This window comes from Salinispora mooreana, assembly GCF_000379065.1.
GTDB classification, from domain to species: domain Bacteria; phylum Actinomycetota; class Actinomycetes; order Mycobacteriales; family Micromonosporaceae; genus Micromonospora; species Micromonospora mooreana.
The window spans coordinates 4,645,762-4,669,506 of sequence record NZ_KB900614.1 but is presented as its reverse complement, the minus strand read 5'-3'; the positions used below and the strand labels follow the sequence as shown (position 1 = coordinate 4,669,506).

Below are 23,745 nucleotides of genomic sequence, written 5' to 3'. Positions count from 1 at the left end.
TAGAACACGTTCTACTTGACGGCTACTATGCGAGCTGCAGGACCTGTAACACGTTCCATCACAACTGAGGAGCGACATGACCAACGTCGAGGCAGTACGCACGATCGACAGCGGGGTTCTGCCCACCAGGTTTGCCCGCGGCTGGCACTGCCTGGGACTGGCTGACTCGTTCCGCGACGGCAAACCGCACGCCATTGAGGCGTTCGGCACCAGGCTCGTGGTCTTCGCCGACTCGACGGGCACCCTGCACGTGCTCGACGGGTACTGCCGTCACATGGGCGGCGACCTGACGATGGGCACCATCAAGGGCGACGAGATCGCCTGCCCGTTCCACGACTGGCGCTGGCGCGGGGACGGTCGCTGCACCGCGGTGCCGTACGCCCATCGAGTTCCACCCCGCGCCCGTACCCGCTCCTGGACCACCTGCGAGGAGAACCGCCAGCTGTTCATCTGGCACGACCCGCAGGGCTCCCCGCCGCCACCGGGGGCCACGATTCCGCGCATCGAGGGCGCCTTCTCCCCCGAGTGGACCACCTGGACCTGGGACTCCATCCGAATTGACGGTGCCAACTGCCGGGAGGTCATCGACAACGTCGTGGACATGGCGCACTTCTTCTACATCCACTTCGCCTTTCCGACATTCTTCAAGAACGTGTTCGAGGGCCAGGTAGCCGCACAGTTCCTGGAGACCCGGCCCCGACCGGACGTGCCGGTCGGGGCACGACAGTCCGGGGATGCCACGCTCCGCTCGGAAGCCGCCTACTACGGACCCGCCTACATGATCGACTATCTCTTCACCGACTACCACGGCATCGAGGTGGAGTCCGTACTGATCAACTGCCACTACCCCATCTCGGCCAACTCGTTCATGCTGCAGTGGGGCATCATCGTCAAGCGACTACCCGGCCTCACCGCCGCCCAAGCCGACAAGGCGGCAGCGAAGTTCGCGGCCGGCATCGGGATCGGCTTCCAGCAGGACGTCGAGATCTGGAAGCACAAGAGCCGGATCGACAATCCGCTCCTCTGCGCCGAAGACGGCCCGGTCTACCAGCTGCGCCGCTGGTACGAGCAGTTCTACGTGGACATTGAAGAGGTCACCGACGACATGGTGGCCCGCTACGAGTTCGAGGTCGACACCAGCAGAGCAGTCGAAACCTGGACCACCGAGGTGGCGGCCAACCTCGATCGACAAGCCGATTCCGCGTCATGAACCGCACCGACCCGCTGACCGAGCGGCAGGAGTATCTGATCGGCGGCTATGTGGAGCTGTCCTGCGGCCGCTGCGCGGCCCGGGTCCGGGTACGCAAGTCGAGCCCGCAGCAGACCAGCGTGCAGTGGAGCACCAGGGCCACCCGCCAATGCCCCGTGCTGACCAGCGACGAAGGGCTGCACACACCGTTGCCCACCTGCCCCGACCTGCACAGGAGCATTCAGCACGCGGTGCGTACCGGCAGCCTGGGGGTGACGTGATGTACCACCGACTACGCGTCACCGACGTGATCGAAGAGACGCCCGATGCGCACTCGCTGGTCCTGAGCGTGCCACCGGAGCTGGCCACCGAGTTCGCCTACCACCCCGGCCAGTACCTGACTCTCCGGGTGCCGCACGGCCAGGGAGTCGTGGCCCGCTGCTACTCGCTCTCCAGCTCGCCGTACACCGAGACCGACCTGAAGATCACCGTCAAACGCGTACCCGGCGGGCCGGCATCGAACTGGATCTGCGACGACATCCGCGCCGGAGCCAGCCTGGAGCTCATGCCGCCGGCCGGCTCGTTCACCCCCGGCTCGCTCGACGGCGACCTACTACTACTCGCCGGAGGCAGCGGCATCACCCCGGCGATGTCCATCATCAAGTCTGTACTCGCGGCCGGTCGCGGCCGGCTTGCCCTGGTGTACGCGAACCGCGACCAGCGCTCGATCATCTTCGCCGCCGAGTTGGCCGCGCTCAGCGAGCAACACCGCGACCGGCTGAACGTGACCCACTGGCTGGACAGCGAACGCGGCACCCCAGACCCGGCCACGCTGGCGACCCTGATCAGCCCCTACGCCGGGCGGGAGACGTACGTCTGCGGTCCGGCGCCCTTCGTCGTGGTAGCCCACGACACGCTCCAGCGCGCTGGCGTGCCGGCAGACCGCATCCAGGTCGAGCGCTTCGAGGTCGAACAGCGCTCGGCTGACGACCGCGAGGCCACCCTGGAGGTTGAACTCGACGGCCAGACCCACCGAATGCCCTGGCCGGCCGGCGCCCGCCTGCTGGACGTGCTGATCGCAGCCGGGCTGAACGCACCGTTCTCCTGCCGCCAGGGCCACTGCGGCGCCTGCGCCTGCCGGCTGCTGGACGGTCAGGTCGACCTCGCGCACAACGAGATCCTGGAGGAGGAAGACTTCGCCGAGGGCTACATCCTCGCCTGCCAGGCCGTCGCCCGTAGCGACGAGGTGTCGGTCACCTACTACTGACCGCCGACCCCTCCCACGGTCCCGAGCGACGGTTGCGCGGCGTGGTCGTCAGCCGCCGCTCTCCAAGCCTCGGGTCGCGGCGCTCCGGCCCGCCCGACGGCCCGAGAAGACACAGTCGGCCAACGACAGCCCACTGACGTAGCTACGGGAGCAGATGCCGACCGCGGTACGGCCGGCGGCGTACAGACCGGGTACACCTGCGCCGTCGGCGCCCAGGGCCTGCCCGGTCTCCTCGTCCACCCGGAGGCCACCGAGAGTGAGCATGGGTGCGGGTGCGAGGAGCCGGGCCCGCACCGAGACATCGATCAGCGAGTACGGCGCAACAGCCAGGGGACGAACCTGGTCGGCGGGCTTGCCGGCCGAGTCGGGGCCAGCCGCCTGATAGGCCGCGAGGGTGTCGGCCAGCTGCTCGGGATTCACTCCGGCGCGGCGCGCGACCGCCGCTGGCGTCGACCCGGTGGCCCGGCCGAACGTCAGCAGCCACCATGCCTGCCAGCGCTGGAACCACAGGGTCTGGGCCCGCAGCTGCCGGCGGCACTCGGCGCGCAACGCGGCGTCAAGCAGCAGCCAGGCCCGCGCGCCCGGCGCGCGCAGAATCGCCTCGCCGACCGCCGCGCCGTAGCGGGACTCGTCGCAGATTCGTCTGCCGTCGCGGTCAACGAGCAGACCGCCGAGCATCGCCGTGGGTGGGGCGAGGAATCGCCAGATGCTCATCCGGTCGAGGTGGGCGGTGGCTGCGCCGGCGGCCACGCCGAGCCGGATCCCGGAGCCGTCGTCACCGGGCGTGCCCAGCCGCAGCCCACCGCGGTACTCCGGCGCGTGGGTGCGAAGCAGCTCGCGGTCGAAGACAAAGCCGCCAGCGCAGAGCACGACACCGCCGGCCGCCCGGACCCGCAGCCGGCGGCCGTACCGCCGCTCCAGCCAGGCGACTGGCCGGTGCAGCGCGCGGCCCAGGGCCGGTAGGTAGACACCGGGCCGGACCGAGCAACGGTGCAGGAGACGGTGGGCAAGCCGGACCCATCGTGCGGCACCGCGCAGGGTCCGGCACTCGACTCCGGTGATCTGGCCATCGGGACCGGTGACGAGCCGCTCGGCACGGGTCTGCGGGAGCACCTCGACACCGCGGTCGCGGGTGGCAGCGGCGAGCCGGGCGGCGAGCAACCGGCCGGAGGTGCCGCGGGCGTGCACCCGGTGCCCGCGGGGCGCTGGTGGCGCCCGGTGCGCGAAGGACGGCTCACTTCCGGAGTAGTACAGATAGTGCCGGTTGGTGGGGTAGGAGGTCTTGTATGGACAGAGACTCGCCTCGAATGGCACGTCGAGGCCGGTCAACCAGTCGATCGCGTCGGCGCTCTGCTCGCAGAACCGGCGCAGGGTCGCGGGAGAGACGGTGTCGCCGACCTCCTCGCACAGGTAGTCCAGCATCGCCTGGGGGGTGTCGGTGACCCCGGCTGCGTGCTGCTGCCGGGTGCCGCCACCGGCATAGATCACCCCACCGGACATCGCGGTGGTGCCGCCGCCGGAGAACCGGTCGAGGACCAGGACGCGCGCTCCCGCGTCGGCAGCCTCGACCGCGGCGCAGGCCCCGGCCGCGCCGAAGCCGACCACCACAACGTCAGCCGTCTGGTCCCACTCCTTGATCACCGCGCCTCCGTAGTGTTCCGCAGATCAACGTGGTCGGCGTCGCCGACCACGAGGCGGACACCGTCGATGATCGGTGGTGCTGAGCCGGATAAGACTATAACCTGTTCTCGTGTCGATATCGGAGCAGGAGTTCGATGTCGTCGTCGTCGGCAGCGGCGGCGCCGGCATGGTCGCGGCACTCACGGCGGCGCACCGGGGGCTGAGCGCGGTCGTGCTGGAGAAGGCCGAGACATACGGCGGTTCCACCGCCCGCTCCGGCGGCGGGCTCTGGCTTCCCGGCAACGAGGTACTGGCCCGGGCTGGGGTCGCCGACCGGGCCGAAGACGCGCGCACCTACCTGGCGTACGTCGCCGGAGCCGACGCCACCCCGGCCCGGCAGAACGCGTTCCTCGCTGCCGCACCAGAGGTTGTCGCCTTCGTCCGCGACCACACTCCACTCGACTTCGCCTGGGTGCCCGGCTATCCGGACTACTACCCCGAGGCTCCCGGTGGGCTTCCGGGCGGGCGCAGCATCGAGCCGCTCCTGCTCGACACCGAGCTGGTCCAAGCTGACCTGGCGACGCTGGCCGCGCCGTACCGGGCAGCGCCAGAGGGGGTGGCGGTCACCCAGGTCGACTACCGGTGGCTGTCCCTGGGCCTCCGACATCCGCGGGCGATCCGCACCGTGGCCCGGCTCGCCGCCCGCGGCCTGAGCGCCCGGATCCGGCGACGGCCGATGCTCACCATGGGCCAGGCACTCGCCGCCGGGCTCCGCGCCGGTCTGCGCAGCGCCGGCGTCCCGGTCCGGCTCAACACGCCGATGACCGACCTGCTCATCGAACGGGGCCGGGTCGCCGGGGTTACCGCCCAACAGGCCGGCAACCCGGCGCTGTTCCACGCCCGGCGAGGTGTCCTACTGGCCAGCGGCGGGTTTGAGCGCAACCAGTCGATGCGCCAGGAGTACCAGGCGGGAATCGGCACGGAGTGGACCGCTGGCGCGGCCGGCAACACGGGTGACGGCATCGAGGCGGGCAAGCGGCTCGGCGCCGCCCTCGACCTGATGGACGAGGCCTGGTGGGGGCCATCGATTCCGCTCCCCGGCGGGCCCTACTTCTGCCTCGCCGAACGCAACCAGCCCGGCTGTCTCATGGTTGACGCCAACGGCCGGCGCTTCGTCAACGAAGCGGCCCCCTACGTGGACGCGGTGCACGCCATGCTCAGCCCGGGAGTGGGCCAGCCGGCGTGGCTGGTGGCCGACCAGACCTACCGGGACCGCTACCTGTTCGGCGGCCGGGCCCCACGCTCCCCGCTTCCACGGCGCTGGTTCACCTCGGGGGCAGCGCACCGCGCCGACACCCTGGACGACCTGGCCGCGCAGATCGGTGTGCCCGCCACCGCGTTGGGTAACACCGTGCGCCGGTTCAACGAGTTCGCGCGGCGCGGCCGGGACGACGACTTCCACCGCGGGGACTCGGCCTACGACCGCTACTACGGCGACCCGCGGCACCGGCCCAACCCGTGCCTCGGCGCCGTGGCCCGCCCCCCGTTCTACGCCTTCCGCATGGTCCCCGGTGACCTGGGCACCAAGGGGGGCCTGCGGACCGACGAACGAGCCCGGGTGCTGCGCCCGGACGGCACGGTCGTACCCGCGCTGTACGCGGCGGGCAACGTCAGCGCCTCGGTGATGGGGCGCAGCTACGCCGGCGCCGGTGCGACCCTCGGCCCGGCCCTCGCCTTCGGCTACCTGGCGGCACTCGACCTGGCCACAACGGCCGCCACCCCCACCCCCCTTCAGGAGGACTGATGCCCATCGACCCCGCCGTCGCCGTCGGCGCCGAACTTCCCGGAAGGGACCTGACCTGGGACAGCACCGACGTGCTGCTATACCACCTGGCCGTCGGAGCTGGCCCCGACGAGCTGTCCTACGTCTACGAGGGCACACTGCGTGGGGTCCTGCCCACCTTCGCCACGGTGGCCACGACCCTGCGAGACACCGAGCCCCCCACGGTGACGATGCCCGGCGTCGATGTAGACCTGGCCCGGGTTGTCCACGGTCGACAGGAGCTCGAACTACACCAGCCGATCCCGGCGAAGGGCCGCTGTACGGCCCGCTCGCGGATCGCCGCCGTCTATGACAAGGGCAGCGCGGCGGTCATCGTCACCGAGACCAGCACCGAGCTGTTCACCAGTCGGATCAGCATCTTCGTCAAGGGCGCGGGCGGATTCGGCGGGGAACGTGGGCCGACCACCCGGGTGCCGGTGCCCGACCGGGCGCCCGACGCGGTGGCGCTCTCCCCGACCGATACGCGACAGGCCCTCTGGTACCGGCTCTGTGGCGATCGCAACCCGCTGCACGTCGACCCGGCCTTCGCCGCCCACGCCGGGTTCCCCCGGCCGATCCTGCACGGGCTCTGCACGTACGGAATCGTGGCGAAGGCGGCGGTTGACACCCTGCTCGACGGCGATCCGGATCGGGTGGCCGGCTACCAGGCCCGCTTCGCGGGGGTCGTCTTTCCTGGCGAAACCCTGCGCACCGAGATGTGGCGGGAAGACGGTCAGCTGGTGCTGCGCGCCTCGGTCGCCGACCGGGACAACGCCTCGGCCCTCTCCGACGTGAGTATCACCCTCCGCTGAGGACTAGCGCGGCACGCGGGGCAACCCGAGCCCCGCGGACGCGATCAGTTCCCGCTGGATCTCGTTGCCCCCGCCGCCGAAGGTCAGCACGAGGTTCCGCTTGGTCTGAACGTCAAGCCAGGTCAGCAGCTCGGCGGTCGCCGGGTCGGAGGGGTCACCGCGCCGCCACACGACCTCTTCGAGCTCCTGACTGAGCCGCAGCAGCCACTCCGACGAGAAGACCTTGGTGACCGAGGCGTCCGCCGCGTTGGGCTCGTCCCCGGCCGCCGACCAGTTGAGCAGTTCGTTCACACGTTGGCAGGCGGCGACGCGGGTGAGGACGCGTCGCACATCCGGGGCTTCGAGCAGGCTCCTCGCGTACGCCCAGTCGTGTACCCGTTTGCCGAGAGCACCGAGCCGCCCGGCCGGACCCAGCATCACCCGCTCGTGATTGAGCTGCGTGGTCAGTAGTCGCCAGCCGTCGTTCTCGGCACCCACTCGCCGGGCTATCGGCACTCGCACATCGGTCAGATAGACCGCGTTGACGTGGTGCGCCCCATCGCACGTGACTATCGGCGTCCACGAATAGCCGGGATGTGTCGAATCCACGATGAGGATGGAGAGGCCGTGGTGCCGGGACGCGCCCGGGTCGGTGCGACAGGCAAGCCAGAGGTAGTCGGCCTCGTGTGCCCCGGTGGTGAACGTCTTCTGACCGTTCACCACGTACGCGTCCCCGTCGCGTACCGCCCGGGTGCGCAGCGCGGCGAGGTCGGTGCCGGCCTCGGGCTCGGTGTAGCCGATGGCGAAGTGCAGCTCCCCGGCCAGAATGCGGGGTAGGAAGTACTCCTGCTGTTCGGGCGAGCCGTGGGCGAGTAACGTCGGCGCCACGGTCTGCAGGGTGACCGCGGGCAGCGGAACATCGGCGCGGGCTGCTTCGTTGACAAAGAGCTGCTGCTCCACCGGGCCAAGCCCACCGCCGCCGAACCGGGTCGGAAAGCCCAGGCCCAGCCAGCCGTCCCGGCCAAGTCGACGGATCAGTTCGCGGTAGACCACGCCGTGCCGCTCGCGCAGCAGGATGGCTCGCTCCGCTGGTGACAACACCTCGGCGAGGTATGTGCGCAGCCGCGCCCGCAGCGCGTGCTGCTCCTCAGTCAAATCGATGAACACCATGGGCTCCCAGCTGGTGCAGGCAGTACTCGGTGCCGCCAAGGTGTCGGACCAGATCCCGGACCAGAGCGGTGTGTCGGTGTAGCGGGTAGTCGGCGACCAGCCCCAACCCCCCGTGCAGGTGGTGGCAGGTGCGCAGCGCCGGCAGGGCGGTGCTGCTCAGCCAGTACGCTCCGGTCCACCCGTCGGCGTCCTGACCCACCTCGGCGCTCCAGCAGGCGGCGAGAGCGGCCAGATGCATCGTGCGAGCGGCCACGTACACGTCGGCGACTTGCTGGGCGACCGCCTGGAACGTGGCCAGCGCGCGGCCAAACTGCCGCCGGTCTCGCACGTGGTCGGCGGTCAGCTGTAAGGCACCGGCCAGCGCGCCGTCGCCCAGCGCACAGGCTCCGGCGACTGCGAACCGGCGCAGCTCGACCTCGGCGTCGCCTAGTGGCTCCGCCGCGGCGCCCTCGAGCCGCAACATGAACTCGTCGGTCCCGGCCGAGGTCGGGGTGCGCAGCAGCGTCACACCCGGCGCGGCCGGGTCGATCAGGGCGACCGTCGGCCCGCCCCCGCGCACTCGCACCGGGACCAGAACCCGATAGGCCGCGTCAGCGTCCGGAACCGGGCCGCAGGCTCCGGTGATCCGCCAGCCGTCGCTGACCGGCAGCGGCGTCCCCAGGGCAGCCGTCAGAACCCGGCCCTCGAGCACCCCCGACAGCAGCTCACGTTGCTGCTCGGGGCTGCCCGCTCGGGCCACCGGAAGGACGCCGAGCGACAGCGTGGACCAGACGGGAACCCGGGCAGCACGCCGCCCGATCTCGGTGAGCAGCACGCCGATCGCCATCGCGCCCAGTCCGGCGCCGCCCAACCTCTCCGGCACGGCGAGGCCGAGCAGGCCGGACTGACCGAGGGCCTTCCACAAGCGCTCCGGCGTGCCCTCGTTGTCGCTCAGCACCTCATCGGCGAGACGAACGATCGACTGCTGGGCATCGTCGAGCTCAAAGTTCGGTCCCATTTCGTAATTAGAACACGTTTCAATTCAGGCCGACACCCGCCCTTTCTCCATCATCAGGGGCGGGCACCCACACCAAGACCCGCCACACCGCGATCCGGTGCCGCAGGATTCGTGGAACGACGGCGCGACCGGCCCGGAAGTGACCTCAGTCCAGCAGCGCGACGAGCTTCGCCAACGCCTGCTGACACGCCGTGGTGGCCTGCTTCTGCAGCATGCCGTCCATCGCGCCCTTCAGCGCCGGGCCGGCGAACTCCATCCCGTAGGTGATGTGCGAGCCCCCGCCGCTCGACTCGACCGCGATCACCATCTTTGCCTTGACGCCCATCGGGCCGTCGCCCGCCTGCTCGAGGCGCCCCGGCGCCTCTGCCTTCGTCACCCGCCAGGCCATCTCGGCCGGCATGCCCATCAGCTTTACCCGCTGCTGATACGTCGTCCCCTCGCCGAGAGTCTCCGGCACCTCGCCGGCGAAGCCCTCGTGCATCGTGTTCCACTCGCCAACCCTCGGCAGGGCCACCACGAGCTTCCAGACCTGCGTCGGATCCGCCTTCGCGTCGGCCTCGACCGTCACTGTAGCCATCGTGACCTCCTCTTCGAGATGAATCTAGAACAGGTTATAACAGGGATATTGATTCCACCAGATTTGATCATCGTAAGCGCCCGACGAGGACACACCCCTCCCACCAGCTTGACGCATGCCATTATGGGAATACGATGGCCGTCATGGCGCGAGCAGCGACGACATCGGATGCGTTCAACGCGATCGCGGAGCCGCAGCGTCGAGACATCCTCGGGCTGCTGCGGGCCGGTGAATGGCCGGTGACCGATCTGGCCCAGGAGCTGGGGATGAGTCAGCCACAGGCCTCCAAGCATCTGCGGGTGCTCCGGGAGGTGGGGTTGGTGCGGGTCCGTGGGGTGGGCAAACAGCGCCGCTACAGCCTGGACGCGGACGGGCTGCGGCCGGTCCACGAGTGGGTTGGCGGATTCGAACAGTTCTGGAACGAGAGTTTCGACCGACTGAACAGCTACGTCCAGGACCTCAAGCAGACACGACAACAGGAGGAGTAGCCAATGGCAGGGACGAGGCAAGACCCGCAGCCGACGACGACGGACCGGGAGATTGTCGTCTCCCGGCTCATCGACGCTCAGCCGGAGCTGGTATTTGAGGCGTTCACCGAGGTTGAACACCTGTCCCGGTGGTGGGGCCCGGTGGGGTTCACCACCACCACACACTCCTTCGAGTTCCGTGAAAGTGGAGTCTGGGACTATGTGATGCACGGACCGGACGGGACCGACTACCCCCAGTGGATCACGTGGACCGAGATCGTCCCACCGAAGCGGATCACGCTGCTGCATGGTACGTCCCGCGACGACCCGAACACCTTCGAATCAATCCTGGACTTCACACCACACGGTGCCGCGACCCGGATTGTCATGCGCAGCATCTTTCCCACCCGGCACCAACGAGACCGGGTTGTGCTGGAGTTCCACGCGATCGAGGGCGGCGAGCAGACGCTGGGCAAGTTGGCCGCCCACGTCGCCGAGGTTATCCAGAAGGGGACCCGCTGATGCCGGGCACGGTGTTTGTCAGCATCTCCATGTCGCTCGACGGCTTCAGCGCGCCCGAGTCGATGGCGGGTCTCCACGCCACGCCCGAAGAGCGAGCGCAGGACCCGCGGCTGGACTACTGGATGGCCCAGTGGATGGAGCTTCAGGGGTGGCTCTTCCCGCAGCGGTTCTTCCGAGAACGGCTCCACCTGGGGGAAGGCGGCGAGGAGGGGTGCGACAACGACATCGTCCGGCAGACGTTCGAACGTACCGGCGCGAACATCATGGGCAAGCGCATGTTCGACCTCGGCGAGCACGCATGGCCGGAGGAGGCGCCCTTCCACGTCCCCGTGTACGTCCTCACCCACCAGCGGCGCTCCCCCTGGGAACGCCCGGGCGGAACCACGTTCCACTTCGTCAACGACGGCATACACCAGGCGCTGGATCAGGCCCGTGAGGCCGGCGGCGAGCGGGATATCCGTATCTCCGGCGGCAGCGAGACGGTCCTGGCGTACCTCAACGCGGGCCTGGTTGACGAATTGTCGATCTCGGTCGCACCGGTGCTCTTTGGTGCCGGCACCCGCCTCTTCGAGAGCGTGGACGCGTCCCGGATCGCGCTGAAGCCAGTCCGTTCGGAATCGTCGGCCCGGGTGACCCACCTGACCTACACCGTGCACCGACGATAGCCGCGCAGGCCCTCCCCGCTGGCGACCCGATCCATCTGAGATCAGCGGTCGAAGCAGGCCAGCCGGCCGGCACGGTGCCCGGACCGGTGCCAGCGAGCAGCCGTCAATCTTGGGTTCACGGACACGGGAGGCTCGTGGTGGCGGTGAGGGCGAATTGGGAACGCTTCCATACATAGATGAGGCCGACCGGTGACGTAACGGAAGAATGAACTTTAGGTTATCGCTGTTTAACGGATGAGGCGTAGTCGGCCAGTCGCTCAACCGCGATGCGGGGCGTAGGGTGCGCCGGCACCGGGTAGCCGAGGGGCATGGCGCGGTACACCGATCCGAAGCTACGAAAAAAGATCAAAGACGAGCTCAAGGCCTCCGACAAGGGCGCCCGACCCGGACAGTGGTCGGCCCGAAAGTCTCAACTGCTGGTCAAGGAGTACGAGAAGCAGGGCGGGGGCTACCAGGGGCCACGAGACGAACGGCAGCGGTCCCTGCGACAGTGGGGCCGAGAGAAGTGGCAAACCCGAGAGGGCGACACCCGGGCGCGCCAGGACGGCGAGACCAAGCGCTACCTACCCGAACGCGCGTGGAAGGAACTCCCCGAAAAGGAACGCCGCGCCACCGACACCAAGAAACGAAAGGCGTCGAGAAGCGGCCGGCAGTACGTCGCCAACACCGGGCCGGCCAGCCGCGCCCGCCGCGACACCACATCGATCGACCGCTTGCTCGACCTGCGGGTCCCCGACGCGGCGAAACGGCTGACCCGTCTCGACACCCGCCAACTCCGGTCGGCACTACGGCGCGAACGCGCCGGGAAGAGCCGAAAGACGCTGGTCCGCCGGATCGAGGCGGAACTGGCGCGACGGTAGGACGCTCACCACAGGTGAGCCGAGCCGGGTCAGCGCGACGAGACACCACCCTACGGCGGCTGCGCCCATCACCAGGGCCCACCCGCGGAGTGACCTCCGCGAGTGGGCCCTGCTGCGGCTATCGCCAGGTGTCGGTGCTGGAGTGGGTCCCGGTGGCCGGGGTGGTGAAGCTTCGGTTCGACTGGGACTCCCAGGTCACCGAACCGTCCGGATTCTTCTTCACATACTTGTACTCGATGTGGGTGTTCGGCGGCAGGTCGACGGTCGCCCGCCAGACCGGATAGTCGGCCGCGGAGAGCGCGATGGCGTTGTCCGGATTCCAACTGCCCAGCTCAGCGACATTGCCGACCACAAAAACGTTCTGCCCGAAGTAGGTGTAGACGGTGGCATGGAACGAACTGGCGATCGCCGGGCCGGAAACCACATCGCCCCGGAAGGTCTCCGTCACCGCGTACGTTCCGGAGGCAGGGGTGGTAAAGCTCCGGTTCTCGCCGGACTCCCAGGTAACCGCTCCCCCGCCGGTCACCTTGATGAATTTGTACTCCACCGCGGTGGACGGGGGCAGATCGATCGTGCCGCGGAAGGTGTTCCCACCCTGCGGGGTCAGCCGCACCGCAGCGGCCGGAGCCCAGGAGCCCAGTTCGGAGATGCTGCCGACGGCGTAGACGTCCTGATCGGCGCCGGGCGTCGCGCTGACCGTGAAGGTCGTGGCGATCTGATCGGTGGGGTCGCCGGTGGGGCTGACCGTCGGCGACGGGGTCGTGCCGGGCCGGGCGTTGACGTGGAGGGCGACGGCGTTGTTCGCCGGGATGCTCACGGTGGCCTGGCCGCCGGTGACACTCACCGTAGCGCCGGTGCAGCCGGCACCTCCGGCGCTACCGGAGATGACATCACAGTATTCACCGTCGGCGAGGCCGGTGGTGAAGGTGGCGGTGGCGGTGGCACCGGAGTCGTTGATGCCGATCCAGGCCCGGTCTCCGCGGTGGAAGCCGATCACGTTGTCGTTGACCACGGTGAAGTCGGCGACGCTCTGGACCGAACGCGCCGCGTTGGCCCAGCCCACCATGCCCTTGATGCCGGTGCTCTGGGTCAGGCAGTTCCAGGCACCGCCGCAGACCGCGTCGGTGACATACCCACCACCGTTGTGCGGCGGGGACTGATTCCGGTCCGACCAGGTGAAGCTGTCGAAAACCGACGGCTTGCCGTGCGGGTAGGCCAGGGCGAAGTAGTTGGCGAGCACGTAGTCGGTGCCGTCCTTGTACGACAGCACCACGCCGTCGCGCTCCAGGTCGTGGTTGGTGACCATCGAGAAGACGTTGGCACTCGGCGCGTCGAGGTTCCAGCTCGGGATGTTCTGCAGTGCCGCGATGGAGCCCTGGAAGGCGGAGCGAATACCCTTGGCGTACGCGAAGTCGAGCACGTCGCCGTTGCCGATGAACGCTCGGGCCTGGAGGGCTGGGTTGTTGGCCCCGTCGAAGATCTCCTGGGCGACGTAGGGGCGTCGCCCCTCCGCGACGGTGTCGTCCAGCCTGCTGAGGATCGCCGCGAAGTCGTCCTTCCGGATGTGCTTGACCGCGTCCACCCGGAAGCCGTCGACGCCGAGGCCGATCAGGTCGTTCAGGTACCCCGCGATCGTGTCTCGCACGTACTCCTTCTCGGTGTAGAGGTCAGCCAGGGAGAGCAGCTCACAGCTGGTCACCTGGGCCTCGTTGTCCCAGTCGTTGATGGAGCCGTCGGTCGGACAGTTGTCGCCCGGGCGATGGAAGTCTCCCCCGCCGTAGGGCACCGCGGGGTAGTTGTAGCCGGAGAACTCGGTGCCGGCGTAGCCGCGCGTCCCCGCCGGGTTGTTGGTGCCGGCCATGTGGTTGACGATCGCGTCCACATAGACCCGCACACCCGCGTCGTGGCAGGTGCTGACCATGTTGGCGAACTGCTCCCGGTTACCGAACCGGCTCTCCAGCCGGTAGGAGACCGGCTGGTAGACCTCGTACCAGGGGTGCACCCCGTCGGCGCTGTTGGGTAGGTAGACCGACTCCTGCGGCGGGGCCACCTGCACCGCGCCATAGCCGGCGGGGCCGAGGTGGTCGGTGCAGGCGGTGGCGACCGAGTTCCAGTTCCACTGCCACAGGTTGGCGGTCACCTCGCTGTCGTTGAGAACGACGGCGGCGCGGGCGGAGCTGGCGCTGGTCGCGGCGGTGACGACCGCCGTGCCGCCCACCGCTACCAGCGCGGCGGCGAGCACCAGACGGCCGGTGCGGCCAATCGGATGGGGTCTCGCGGATTCCATGACGGGGACCTCTCGTGCGAAGGGGTGCTCGGCAAGGGCGGACGGCCGTTCCGGTAGCGAACACGATGCGGCATCCCTGAAAGAATTTGCAAGAGTTTTCGGAAACATTCTCGAAACTTCCCTGTTCGCTGTCACCCCACCAGGGCTGAGCGCCCGCAGCGCGCCAGCTTAGGCACCATGACCGAAGTGGACACGGTGGTACGACAGGGCGACGATGTCGTCGTAGCCGACTCCACAGCGTCCCGCTTCCAGCTGGCCCCGGTCAGCATTCGGAACTGGGCCGCCGGTTGGTGCTGCTCGGCAATACCGAGGCGACCACCCCCAGCATCCTGGAGCCGCTGCTCGCATTGCGGCGGGCCGGCGAGGGAAACTCCGACCTACGAGGGTGTGGCGGTCGGGGTGTCCGCCCGGACCAGGACAGCCCCAGCGCCCGTCCGATTCGTTCAAGACGGGGGCGCGAGCCGTTCGTACCATCGAGGTCATGGCACCCACCTTCAGCGCGATCGGCCTTGCGGTGGCCGACATGGCAGCATCACTTTCCTTCTACCGCCGACTCGGCCTGTCGTTTGCGGCCGGCGCAGAGGATGAGTCGCACGTCGAGGTGACCGTCTCCGGCGGCATCCGACTGATGTGGGACACCCACGCCTCGTTACGGTCGTTCGACCCCGGCTATCAACCCGCGCCGCCCTCAGGCGGTTGGGCCTTTCGCTGCGCGGACACCTCCGAGGTGGAGAAGCTCCACGCCGACCTCGTCGCCGCCGGATATCCGTCGGTCCAGGATCCCTGGGACGCACCGTGGGGACAACGCTATGCACAGGTACGTGACCCGGACGGCAACATCGTGGACCTCTTCGCCCAGCTCACGTCACCGAAGTAGCACGGTGAGCGGCACCCCCGCCAACGCCCGTACCTCACGGGCGAGGTGGGCCTGGTCGGCGTAGCCCGCCTCGGTCGCTACCGACGCGAGGGGCTGGCCGGTCCGCGCCAACGCGACGGCCCGCCGCATTCGCAGGATCCGGTGCAGGGTCTTCGGCCCGTAACCGAACGCGGCATTGGTGCGTCGCTGCAACTGCCGGGCGCTGAGGCCGCAGCGCGCCGCGACCAAGCCAACGGACAATCCGGCCCGCGCGGCGCCGACCAAGGCGACCATCGCACGGTCGGTGCCGGGCCAGCGACGGCGCGCGACGGCCGTCAGGGCGGCGAGCGGATCCGCCGCCTCGGCGATGGTACGGACGGCCGCCGCCGGCCACACCGTTTCCAACGGCACCTGCCGATCGACCATCTCGCCGGCGGGCACGCCGAGCACACCGGGCCCGGTCCCGGCGCCGAACCGGAGCGCGGCGTAGTGGCTGCCCGGCGCGGAAGGCGCCACCCGGGCCGTCGTGTCCGGCCCGGCGGCAAAGACCGCACCGTCCCGCCAGATCAGGTCGAGGCAGCCGTCGGGCAGCACCCGCGTCGGAGCGCCATCCGGTGACGTGACGCTCCGCCACGCGACGACGTACGGCAGCGGCGAGGCCCATTCTTCGTACACGCCTGCGATCCTCCTCAGCGGGTGTGACCTGCGCGTCGGCCTCCGCTCCCCCAGCGACAACCTACTCCAGCTGGAAGTCCGCGAAGTCGAACCCAGGCGCCACCACACAGCTGACCAGGACCGGTTGGCTACCCGCCGGGATCGCCGCCTGCCACGTCCCACCCGGAATCAGCACCTGCGGACGCTGACCGGCGGCGACATCCACACCGAGAGTGACGTACCTGGATTCATCCGCCGGCTGCTGGCCAGAACCGCCGAACCGCAGCGTCAACGGGCCGCCCGAGTGCCACAGCCACAGCTCGTCCGAGCGCACCACATGCCAACGGGAACGCTCACCCGGGTGCAGCAGGAAGTAGATGGCCGTAGCCGCGCTACGGCTGCCGTCGTACCCGGCGGGACGCAGTATCTGCGTCGAGCGCCACGTCTCTCGGTACCAGCCACCCTCGGGGTGGGGCGCGAGGTCGAGCAGCGCGACCAGCTCCGACCGCTGCACATCCGACACGCGAAACTCCTCTCGCTGAGGTGTCACCCAGGGGAGAAGCCACCGGGCCCAGCACGAAGGCGACGGCCTGACGGTAACAGGGACTGCGGACATACCGTCAAGATCCGCTAGACAGAACGCCCCGACGGCTACACCCTGCCGAGGTCACGGTGAAAACCCACGTCGGCCGGGTGCCGGCCAAACTCGACGTACGGGACCGCGTCAACATCGTGATCTGGGCATATCGCAACGGTGTCGTCCGCTGACCCGGCGGCTGCCGAAACGATCCACCCATATCCTTGCGTCGGGCGGCCGTTGGTTCCCGCAACTCGACGGCCTCGACCAGGCCCACCGCGTACCGTCATCCTGAACAGACGCCCCTGGCAAACGCATCGCGCTTTCTCGGGCGACCGGACATCCCGTTCCGACTGGGAGTGCGACATGAGCACAGGTACGAATCGCTGCATTCTGATCACTGGAACGTCCTCCGGCATCGGGTTGGCCACCGCCATCGCCAGCGCCCGAGCGGGCTGGACAACCGTGGCCACGATGCGAAACACCACCCGGGCGGTGGCGTTGAACACCGCGGCGGAGACCGCCGGGGTGTCGCTGGACATCCGTGTCCTCGACGTCACCGACGACGAGTCGGTCCGGAAATGCGTCGACTCGGTGGCAGCCGAGCACGGCCGACTCGATGCCGTTGTCAACAACGCCGGCGCCGCGCACCTCGGGACGCTGGAAAACGACAGCCTCGCCGACATCCGTGCCTGCGTCGACGTGAACTTCTTCGGCGTGGTCCAGGTTTCCCGCGCGGCGATGCCGTACCTGCGGGCCAGCAGCGGCCGCCTACTGACCATCAGCAGCGTCGGCGGCGGTGTTGGTCAGCCGTTCAACGAGGCGTACTGTGCCGCCAAATTCGCCGTCGAGGGCTTCATGCAGTCGCTGGCGCCGGTCGCCCGCACGGTTGGCGTGCAGGTCGGCGTCGTCGAGCCTGCCGCGGTGACCAGTGAGTTCGTCGCCAACGCCAACGTTGACATTGAGGCCATGGTGGCGGAGGCCGGGCCGTACGCGCCGGCGCTGACCGCGTACGTGCAGCGAACCCTGGCCAGGTACGAGGCGGACACCGGCAAGCCGCAGACCCCCGACGAGGTTGCGGCGGTGGTCATGCAGGTTCTGACCGCTCCGGAGATGCCCTTCCGAACGCAGACCTCGAACGAGGCACGTGACTTTGTGGGTCAGTCGCTGTCGGACCTCAGTGGCTCGGCCGTCCTGGGGGAGACCCGGAGCTGGGTCGGCCAGTAGGGACAGCAGCCTCCTGATCGGGCTCTCGTTGATGTCCATCAGGGTCCTCCGTCGGGTACGCACACCGGCCCCAGCTACCCGTCGTAGTCGTCGTGCAGCCGCCACCAGCTGTACGGCGTGCCCTGCGGCCGCCCGGCCGGAGTGTCCTCCCAGATCTCCTGTCGGCCCAGCGGGGTCAGGTCGAGCAGCGTCCAGTTGCTGCCGAGGGCCTCTACGCCGCGCCCAGTGGTGAAATATGTGCGGTACACATCGTCGCCGTCGCGCAGGAAGACGCTCAGGCCAAAGGTCTCCCCCGCCTCCGACGTCAGCCCGAATTCGGGGTTGAAGTCGGTGCCGTAGGACGAGTACCAGGGCAACGTCCAGCCCATCCGCTCCTGGAACGGCGTGATCTCGGCGCGGGGCGCCCGCGAGATCAACGCGAGTGTGGTGTCCCGCGCGTGGAGGTGGGCCGGATGCCCGAGGTTGTCAACGAACATTGAGCAGCCCTCACAGTGGTGCGACGAGCCGGGCGTGAGCATGAAGTGGTAGACAACCAGCTGCCGCCGTCCCTCGAACACGTCGGCCAGGCTGACCCGGCCGGCGGGCCCGTCGAAGACGTACTTCTGCTCGATGCGGGTCATCGGCAGCCGGCGGCGCTCCGCGGCGAGCACGTCCCGAGCTCGGGTCGCCTCCTTCTCCCTGACCAGCAGCCGCTCGCGCGCGGCCTGCCACTCCTGGGCGGACACAACCGGTGGCAGGTTCACGACTCTCTCCGTTCCTGGGGTGCGACCGGTTCATCCCGGCTTCCTGGTCCACCCTGCCCGGCGCTACTCCCAATCCACTCCCAATCCACTCCCGGTGAGATCACGGCTCGGCGACGGGCGCTGGGCTACGGTGACACCATGCGTTTCGGGCTCCTTGGTCCGCTGGCCGTCTGGACGGCGGACGGCACACCGGTCACCGTGCCCGACGCGAAGGTCCGGCTCCTGCTCGCCGCTCTGCTGGCCCACGAGGGACATCCGGTATCAGTCGACCGGCTCCTCGAATGCCTGTGGGCGGACCGTCCACCAGCCAATCCGACCGGAGCGCTGCAGACGAAGGTATGGCGACTACGGCGGGCGTTGAACGCCGCGACCCCCGGCGCCCGCGACCGCGTGGTCTCCCACCCACCGGGATACCTGCTCCGCACCGGCCCGGAACCGACCGACGTCGAACGGTTCACGGCCTTGCTGGAGCAGGCCGCCAACACCGCCACCGCGCACACCCGGGCCGCGCTCCTCGACGAGGCGCTGGGGCTGGTGGCCTGCACGCCGAGTCGTTCGACCTGGCGAGCACCGTCGGCGACCCCCGGGCGCAGGCGCTGGCGCTGGAGGGGCTGGCCGGCGTGGCAACCGTCGACGGCCGCCCCACGGAGGCGGCTCGGCTACTCGGCGCGGCGGCGATGGCGCGTGACTCGGTAGGCGCGCCATTACCAGCCGGGGAGCGGGGAGACGTGGACCGAATCACCGCAGCCGCCCGCGCCGCGCTGGGTGCTCCGGCGTTCGCCGAGGCGTTCGACCGGGGCAGGGAGCTGCGCCCGGAGCAGGCGTACGCCTCCTCCGGTGCGAACTGAGCTCGCACTCCGCCTGGGACCGGTGCCACTCGGCCGCCGGCGGACGTGGGGTGACTCAGCCCGGCTCCTTCCAGACTTTCACGACCGAATAGACGAGCAGAGCGGGGCCCACCAAGCCGCTGATGATGGTCAACCCCCTGGGCTCCACCTGGCCAGCCATCGTGCCGATGAGCAACGCCAGGGACAGACCGGAAGCTCCGGTCGCAAGGCAGCCGAGTGTGACGACCCGAGCCTTCTTCCGGGTGCTGAACGTGGTGAAACGGCGGAGCAGACCGGGTCGCCGGGAAACCGGGGGCGGCTGTGGGATCTCCTCTGGGTCGCGAGCTGGCAGCTCCACCCGAAGCTGCGCGGGCACTCCCCGATCCACCGCTTCGGTGGTCAAGCCCTGGTAGAGAGTCGGCTCGAGGCGAATCGAGATGCCGTCCTCGCCAAGGAGTTGTCGGCCGCCGTCCGGCCAGGTGAGCAGCGCGGCACACGTGTCGTAGTGCACGGTGGCGAACTCGTCACTGCCCTTGCTGACCAGGCTCACCCCGTCGGTCCCGACGACGAGTCGCTGTGCCAGACCGCCCCGCCCGGGGTGGTCGGTGCCGGTGACCCTGGTGGCCGAGGAGGTCGGCGCGGCCACGAATCCGGCCCAGTCCGCGGTCCGCCCATACGGCGTCATCAGCAACGAGTCAGCGAGTACGTCGGTCGCGACCTCATGTACCGCTTCCGGGGTAACCTCCTTCACCTGTCGTAGCAGGTCGTCGCTGGCGGTAACGCCCTCCCCGGTGAGCACGTCGAAGGCAGCGGAGGCGAGCCGGGCGTTGTCGGCGTCATCGGCGGAGAGCGCCTCCGTGGCCTTGCCGATCACCGCAGCGATGTTCGCCTCGTCGATCCGACCGACCCGAACCTTCGCCAGTACGTCAATGAATCCGCCGAGCACCGCGTCCTGTTTTTCGGGCAGGGCATCGGCGAGTGCGGTTATGGTCGCGTACCCGTCGCCACGCGGTTCGTAGTTGGTGGCAGCGGTGTAGGACAGTCCGTCCCGTTGGCGCAGCGCCTGAAAGAGTTCCCGCTCCAGCACCCCGGCGAAGACGCTGGCGGTGACGCTACGGGGGGCCACGGCGTTGACGGCGGTTAGGCCGCCGGAGCCGGAGAAGAACGCCGGCGTCTGGGGCAGCGCCGACGACGGCGCGGGGACCGGCATCCGCTGCCCGGATGGAAGGTCGATTCGCAGCCCGGCCGGTAGCTCCGCCCCCGCCAGCCACAGCACCGCGTTCTCTTTGGTGAAGTAGCGCCGGGCCCAGTCCTGCAGGTCCTCCAGGGAGACCGCGTGCAGGCCCCACTTGGGGTAGCTGAGCAGGCCGTGGCTGCGGGCACCGTATCGCCACAGTGGCAGACCATCCAGGCTGGAGCCGGAACGGCTGTTCCACTCGGTCCGCAGGATGGCTTTTTCCGTCTCCACCCGACTGGCCGGCAACTCCCGCAGGCTCTTGCACACACCGGTCAGGAACGTGGTGATGTCGTCAACCGATCCCTGTAGGTGAAAGTGGGTGACGACGCTGCCGGTGGTGCCGTTGTAGTGGTAGTCGGCGGTGCCCAGCGGGTACAAGACGAGATGTTCCAGCAGGTGGGTAATCCCCCGCCGGGCCAGGGTCTCGTCGGCCTGACCGACCCGGAACATCAGTCCGGCGTGGGCGGGCCCCGCAGTCGGGGCAAGCAACGCCGGCACCCCGTCGACCTCCAGCTGCCGGATCATCGCCAGCCACCCTTCGTCATCGCCTCACGGCGAAAACCGTCGAACGTCTCCACCGGGTCATTGAAGTATCCCCAGACGTTCTCACTGACCAGATTGCCGACCGCAGCGAAGTACGGAGCTGCGAGGGCGTGGTCGCCGAGGACGCTGTAGATCAAGGCGAACCGGCTGACCGCGTCGACCCAGCCGTGTTCCGTGCCGAAAGCCGGATGCAGCACCGATCGGGCGGCGGCCTCACGTAGCTCCTCCCGGACCCGAAGGTCCCTGCGGTAGTCGTCCTGTTGTCTGCCCTCGAGGCCGATCAGGTGCTCGTAGTGGGCCTGCGCGACCAGGCTGCCCTGTGCCGCACCCTCCGGCGCAGCCAACATCGCCGCCCAGGCGAAGGAGTGCATCTCGTCGAACGAGCCACCCCACTTCGGACAGATCTGCTGCAGGTACTGCAGCTGCCCCGGCAGATGGTGCGGGTCGCTCTCGGCTAGCCGGTCGTAGCGGCGACGTGCCTCAGCCTGGCCGAGTTGCAGACCCCGGGCGGTGAGCAGGCGGCAATACCAGATCGCCGGGTCGCCCGGCTGGTACGCGGCGGCGTCAATCAACATCCGCTCGGCGCCACGCAGGATCTGATGGAACTCGCGGAACTGGTTCTGGCTGACATGCTGGGCCTGATACCCGGTTCGTACGTCCCAGGCCTTCACGATCAGGGATTCGCCGAGCAGCGCGGCGGCAAGCCCGTTGGCCGGATCGGCCTCGACCTGGCGTTGGGCGAGCGCCTCGGTCGGCGGCAGTGAGCCAGCATAAGAGATCATTTCGGTCCGGGTGGCTGGGCGCTGGCCGTCAACCACGCGTCGCAGCGCGACCCAGTCACCGTCCAGCACACCAGCACGCAGGTCGGAGAGCTCGCGGTAGGCGGTAGCGAGGTCGGTGGTGAGCACGGGCGCGGCAGGCATGCGGGGATCCTAAGCGGACTGTGGCGCTACCAACCAACCGGATTAGCCGGCCCCCGGCGGCAACACAGTGACAGTGACCCCGATTCGTGATGTATTGCTGCGTCATCCGCCCGAGAGCCGGTCACCGTGGCCCAGCCAGAGACAGCTCCGTCTGGTGTGGAAAGGAGTCAGGCCGATAGCCGCAGGACGGGTCCTCGGCCCAGATATCGCCGGTCACCGCGTACGCCCGGGCCCGTGATCCGCCGCAGGCGGTGCGAAACTCGCAGGTGCCGCAGCGACCGCCGAGCCGATCCGGGTCACGCAGCGCGGTGAACAACGCCGAGTCACGGTAGATGTCGCGGAGCGATCGCTGCCGTACGTTGTCCGCTATCACCGGCAGGAAACCGCTGGGGTGCACGTCGCCGCGGTGGGAGACGAAGACGAACCCGTTACCGGCACTCACCCGTAGCGGCGCACGCCGGACCCGGCTGGCGGTACCGGTCAACCCGCGCGAGTCGAGGTCGTCGCGCAGTTGCCGGTACAGCCGCCCGAGGCCGAGGAGGCGAACGTGGTCGTCGCCCCGCCGGGCCAGCGCCTCGCGTTGCAGGCAGACCCGGCGGAAGTGGTGGGCCTCGGTGGTCTTGACCGGGATGGTCTCACCGAGGTCGTACAGAACGTTGAGCACGTCCTCGGTCTGGACGGCGTCCAGGCTCCGAAGCGCCTGACCCCGCCCGGTCGGGACAAGGAAGAAGACGCTCCAGAGCAGGGCGCCGTAGTCGCGTACCTGGGCGGCGAGCTCCGGCAGATCATGGACGTTATTCCTGGTCACAGTGCTGTTGATCTGCACCTTGAGGCCAAGGTCGGCGGCGTCGCGCCAGGCCTGCATGGTCAGGTCCCACACGCCGGGGACACCCCGGAAACCGTCGTGTCCGGCGGCAGTGGCAGCGTCGAGGCTCAGCGACACCGCCCGTGCCCCGGCAGCGTGCAACGCTGCCAGCGCCGGACGGGTGAGGGTGGGTGTACCTGATGGCGAAACCGACACGGGTAGGCCGAGCTCGGTGCCGCGGCGGACCAACAACTCCAGGTCGGGGCGTTGGAACGGGTCCCCGCCCGTGATCACGAACAGCGGCGCGGGCCGCCCGAACTCGGCCACCTGCGTCATCAGCGCGGTCGCCTGCGCGGTGTTCAGCTCGGCGCGGTCCCGGTCGGGACGGGCGGAGGCCCGGCAGTGCAGGCAGGCGAGCGGGCACGCCTGGGTGGCCTCCCAGATCACGATGAAGGGACGTTCCCCCACGTTCTGTTTCGGTGTCCGCACCGGTGCGCCCGGGCTCCGATGCGATGCCTTCTGCCGGCTCGTCGTCATGGGGCGCTGCCCACGGTCGGCGGTGGCATCACGCCTGCTGGGCCGCTGACTGCTGCGGGGTCAGCCGGTCCCAGGCGGATATCGGCAGCGCGATGACCGCGGCGGGGAACAGTCCGTGTTCCTCGTTGTCGATGTGCCGGTGCAGCCGGTCCAGGGCGGCCGGCACCGCCGACCAGTCCGGTGCCGCACGGTCGACGGTACTGAGGACGCCGTGGATGTCGTCGTGCTCGTCGCACAGCTGCTCCACCGCTTCGGTGAGGGTGCCCTCGGCGCGCAGCTCGAGAAAGAGGCCGCGTTCCTCGGCTTCGGTGTGCGGCATCAGCAGCGCGAGCAGGTCGTCGAGGAGAGCAATGCGGTTGTCCGCGCCAGAGTTGATCGCTGTACGCAGGCGTCCGGCAGCGTTCGCGATCGCCTCGTGTTCGGCGGTCAGTTGCCCGATCAGCGGGAACTCCCGACAGCCACAGTAGTTACACATGACCGACCTCCCGACCATGATGTGGGGAATACATCTACCTTGCCCCGGTAAACCCGAAGCACCTAGGGCCGTTCGGCCTGCCCTCGTCTGGAGTAGGTCACCTACCC

Annotated in this window: 23 protein-coding genes and 2 pseudogenes; 13 read left to right on the top strand and 12 right to left on the bottom strand. The window is 69.1% G+C overall.

Annotated elements, in window-relative coordinates; translation table 11 throughout:
- The first annotated feature begins 76 nt into the window (after nucleotides 1-76).
- The 3 genes from SALPAC6_RS0122320 to SALPAC6_RS0122310 are packed head-to-tail and all read left to right on the top strand — an operon-like array spanning nucleotide 77 to nucleotide 2,456.
- A complete protein-coding gene (locus SALPAC6_RS0122320) occupies nucleotides 77-1,210 on the top strand; it encodes a Rieske 2Fe-2S domain-containing protein (RefSeq protein ID WP_018255542.1) in 1,134 nt (377 codons plus the stop codon).
- Nucleotides 1,207-1,470, top strand: a complete 264-nt coding sequence (locus SALPAC6_RS0122315) for a hypothetical protein (RefSeq protein WP_018255541.1) — start codon at nucleotides 1,207-1,209, stop codon at nucleotides 1,468-1,470. The genes SALPAC6_RS0122320 and SALPAC6_RS0122315 overlap by 4 nt, the downstream gene beginning before the upstream one ends.
- The gene (locus SALPAC6_RS0122310) at nucleotides 1,470-2,456 is read left to right on the top strand and encodes a ferredoxin--NADP reductase (RefSeq protein WP_018255540.1); all 987 of its coding nucleotides are present in this window, start codon (nucleotides 1,470-1,472) and stop codon (nucleotides 2,454-2,456) included. Before SALPAC6_RS0122315 ends, SALPAC6_RS0122310 begins: the two co-directional genes overlap by 1 nt.
- A gap of 48 nt (nucleotides 2,457-2,504) precedes the next feature.
- Here SALPAC6_RS0122310 and SALPAC6_RS0122305 read toward each other — a convergent pair whose 3' ends face one another.
- Nucleotides 2,505-4,097, bottom strand: a complete 1,593-nt coding sequence (locus SALPAC6_RS0122305) for an FAD-binding protein (RefSeq protein WP_018255539.1) — start codon at nucleotides 4,095-4,097, stop codon at nucleotides 2,505-2,507.
- A 109-nt stretch (nucleotides 4,098-4,206) separates the two neighbouring features.
- On the opposite strand from SALPAC6_RS0122305, the gene kstD reads away from it, so the two are divergent.
- Together kstD and SALPAC6_RS0122295 are read left to right on the top strand one after the other, a co-directional pair.
- The gene (gene kstD, locus SALPAC6_RS0122300; protein ID WP_018255538.1) at nucleotides 4,207-5,880 is read left to right on the top strand and encodes a 3-oxosteroid 1-dehydrogenase; all 1,674 of its coding nucleotides are present in this window, start codon (nucleotides 4,207-4,209) and stop codon (nucleotides 5,878-5,880) included.
- Nucleotides 5,880-6,710, top strand: a complete 831-nt coding sequence (locus SALPAC6_RS0122295; RefSeq protein ID WP_018255537.1) for a MaoC/PaaZ C-terminal domain-containing protein — start codon at nucleotides 5,880-5,882, stop codon at nucleotides 6,708-6,710. Before kstD ends, SALPAC6_RS0122295 begins: the two co-directional genes overlap by 1 nt.
- Before the next feature lie 3 nt (nucleotides 6,711-6,713).
- Here SALPAC6_RS0122295 and SALPAC6_RS0122290 read toward each other — a convergent pair whose 3' ends face one another.
- The 3 genes from SALPAC6_RS0122290 to SALPAC6_RS0122280 all read right to left on the bottom strand — a co-directional run bounded on the left by SALPAC6_RS0122290 (nucleotide 6,714) and on the right by SALPAC6_RS0122280 (nucleotide 9,433).
- Nucleotides 6,714-7,856 carry an acyl-CoA dehydrogenase family protein gene (locus SALPAC6_RS0122290; protein ID WP_026189973.1) on the bottom strand — a complete coding sequence of 381 codons (1,143 nt, stop codon included), beginning with the start codon at nucleotides 7,854-7,856 and terminating at the stop codon, nucleotides 6,714-6,716.
- On the bottom strand, nucleotides 7,837-8,856 hold the full coding sequence (locus SALPAC6_RS0122285) for an acyl-CoA dehydrogenase family protein (RefSeq protein WP_018255535.1): 1,020 nt from the start codon (nucleotides 8,854-8,856) through the stop codon (nucleotides 7,837-7,839). Before SALPAC6_RS0122285 ends, SALPAC6_RS0122290 begins: the two co-directional genes overlap by 20 nt.
- Nucleotides 8,857-9,001: 145 nt before the next feature.
- Entirely contained in the window at nucleotides 9,002-9,433 is a 432-nt protein-coding gene (locus tag SALPAC6_RS0122280) for a type II toxin-antitoxin system Rv0910 family toxin (protein WP_018255534.1), read from the bottom strand.
- 143 nt (nucleotides 9,434-9,576) lie between these two features.
- Here SALPAC6_RS0122280 and SALPAC6_RS0122275 point away from each other — a divergent pair, with 143 nt between their 5' ends.
- The 4 genes from SALPAC6_RS0122275 (at nucleotide 9,577) to SALPAC6_RS0122260 (ending at nucleotide 11,947) form a co-directional block, all read left to right on the top strand.
- A complete protein-coding gene (locus SALPAC6_RS0122275; protein ID WP_018255533.1) occupies nucleotides 9,577-9,921 on the top strand; it encodes an ArsR/SmtB family transcription factor in 345 nt (114 codons plus the stop codon).
- Nucleotides 9,922-9,924: 3 nt separating this feature from the next.
- Complete coding sequence (locus SALPAC6_RS0122270) at nucleotides 9,925-10,422, top strand: SRPBCC family protein (RefSeq protein ID WP_018255532.1); 498 nt, start codon at nucleotides 9,925-9,927, stop codon at nucleotides 10,420-10,422.
- On the top strand, nucleotides 10,422-11,087 hold the full coding sequence (locus SALPAC6_RS0122265) for a dihydrofolate reductase family protein (protein WP_018255531.1): 666 nt from the start codon (nucleotides 10,422-10,424) through the stop codon (nucleotides 11,085-11,087). Before SALPAC6_RS0122270 ends, SALPAC6_RS0122265 begins: the two co-directional genes overlap by 1 nt.
- A gap of 308 nt (nucleotides 11,088-11,395) precedes the next feature.
- Nucleotides 11,396-11,947: a DUF5872 domain-containing protein gene (locus SALPAC6_RS0122260; protein ID WP_018255530.1), complete on the top strand. Its 552-nt coding sequence runs from the start codon at nucleotides 11,396-11,398 to the stop codon at nucleotides 11,945-11,947.
- Between the two features lie 118 nt (nucleotides 11,948-12,065).
- On the opposite strand, the gene SALPAC6_RS0122255 is transcribed toward SALPAC6_RS0122260, so the two are convergent.
- Entirely contained in the window at nucleotides 12,066-14,234 is a 2,169-nt protein-coding gene (locus tag SALPAC6_RS0122255; RefSeq protein ID WP_018255529.1) for a carbohydrate-binding module family 20 domain-containing protein, read from the bottom strand.
- 481 nt (nucleotides 14,235-14,715) lie between these two features.
- Between SALPAC6_RS0122255 and SALPAC6_RS0122250 the strand changes: the two genes are divergently transcribed.
- Complete coding sequence (locus SALPAC6_RS0122250) at nucleotides 14,716-15,111, top strand: VOC family protein (protein WP_018255528.1); 396 nt, start codon at nucleotides 14,716-14,718, stop codon at nucleotides 15,109-15,111.
- On the opposite strand, the gene SALPAC6_RS0122245 is transcribed toward SALPAC6_RS0122250, so the two are convergent.
- Nucleotides 15,100-15,765: a helix-turn-helix domain-containing protein gene (locus tag SALPAC6_RS0122245; RefSeq protein ID WP_018255527.1), complete on the bottom strand. Its 666-nt coding sequence runs from the start codon at nucleotides 15,763-15,765 to the stop codon at nucleotides 15,100-15,102. The two genes, SALPAC6_RS0122250 and SALPAC6_RS0122245, sit on opposite strands and share 12 nt — an antisense overlap.
- Before the next feature lie 61 nt (nucleotides 15,766-15,826).
- Entirely contained in the window at nucleotides 15,827-16,267 is a 441-nt protein-coding gene (locus tag SALPAC6_RS0122240; protein WP_018255526.1) for a cupin domain-containing protein, read from the bottom strand.
- 122 nt (nucleotides 16,268-16,389) lie between these two features.
- On the opposite strand from SALPAC6_RS0122240, the pseudogene SALPAC6_RS28435 reads away from it, so the two are divergent.
- Nucleotides 16,390-16,512: pseudogene (locus SALPAC6_RS28435) on the top strand (LuxR C-terminal-related transcriptional regulator); the annotation flags it as partial.
- Between the two features lie 175 nt (nucleotides 16,513-16,687).
- Nucleotides 16,688-17,548, top strand: a complete 861-nt coding sequence (locus tag SALPAC6_RS0122230) for an SDR family oxidoreductase (protein ID WP_018255524.1) — start codon at nucleotides 16,688-16,690, stop codon at nucleotides 17,546-17,548.
- A gap of 74 nt (nucleotides 17,549-17,622) precedes the next feature.
- Here the strand turns inward: SALPAC6_RS0122230 and SALPAC6_RS0122225 are convergent, their stop codons facing one another.
- The gene (locus SALPAC6_RS0122225) at nucleotides 17,623-18,291 is read right to left on the bottom strand and encodes a DUF899 domain-containing protein (RefSeq protein WP_018255523.1); all 669 of its coding nucleotides are present in this window, start codon (nucleotides 18,289-18,291) and stop codon (nucleotides 17,623-17,625) included.
- Between the two features lie 138 nt (nucleotides 18,292-18,429).
- Between SALPAC6_RS0122225 and SALPAC6_RS0122220 the strand changes: the two are divergent.
- A pseudogene (locus tag SALPAC6_RS0122220) lies at nucleotides 18,430-18,864 on the top strand (AfsR/SARP family transcriptional regulator); the annotation flags it as partial.
- Between the two features lie 330 nt (nucleotides 18,865-19,194).
- On the opposite strand, the gene SALPAC6_RS0122210 reads toward SALPAC6_RS0122220, so the two are convergent.
- The 4 genes from SALPAC6_RS0122210 to SALPAC6_RS0122195 form a co-directional block, all read right to left on the bottom strand.
- On the bottom strand, nucleotides 19,195-20,880 hold the full coding sequence (locus tag SALPAC6_RS0122210) for a peptidase M16 family protein (protein WP_018255521.1): 1,686 nt from the start codon (nucleotides 20,878-20,880) through the stop codon (nucleotides 19,195-19,197).
- Nucleotides 20,877-21,821 (bottom strand): hypothetical protein, encoded by a 945-nt coding sequence (locus tag SALPAC6_RS0122205; protein WP_018255520.1) that lies wholly within the window; start codon nucleotides 21,819-21,821, stop codon nucleotides 20,877-20,879. Before SALPAC6_RS0122205 ends, SALPAC6_RS0122210 begins: the two co-directional genes overlap by 4 nt.
- 121 nt (nucleotides 21,822-21,942) lie before the next feature.
- On the bottom strand, nucleotides 21,943-23,094 hold the full coding sequence (locus tag SALPAC6_RS0122200; protein ID WP_033666422.1) for a TIGR04053 family radical SAM/SPASM domain-containing protein: 1,152 nt from the start codon (nucleotides 23,092-23,094) through the stop codon (nucleotides 21,943-21,945).
- Nucleotides 23,095-23,191: 97 nt separating this feature from the next.
- On the bottom strand, nucleotides 23,192-23,638 hold the full coding sequence (locus tag SALPAC6_RS0122195) for a hemerythrin domain-containing protein (protein WP_018255518.1): 447 nt from the start codon (nucleotides 23,636-23,638) through the stop codon (nucleotides 23,192-23,194).
- Between the last annotated feature and the right edge of the window lie 107 nt (nucleotides 23,639-23,745).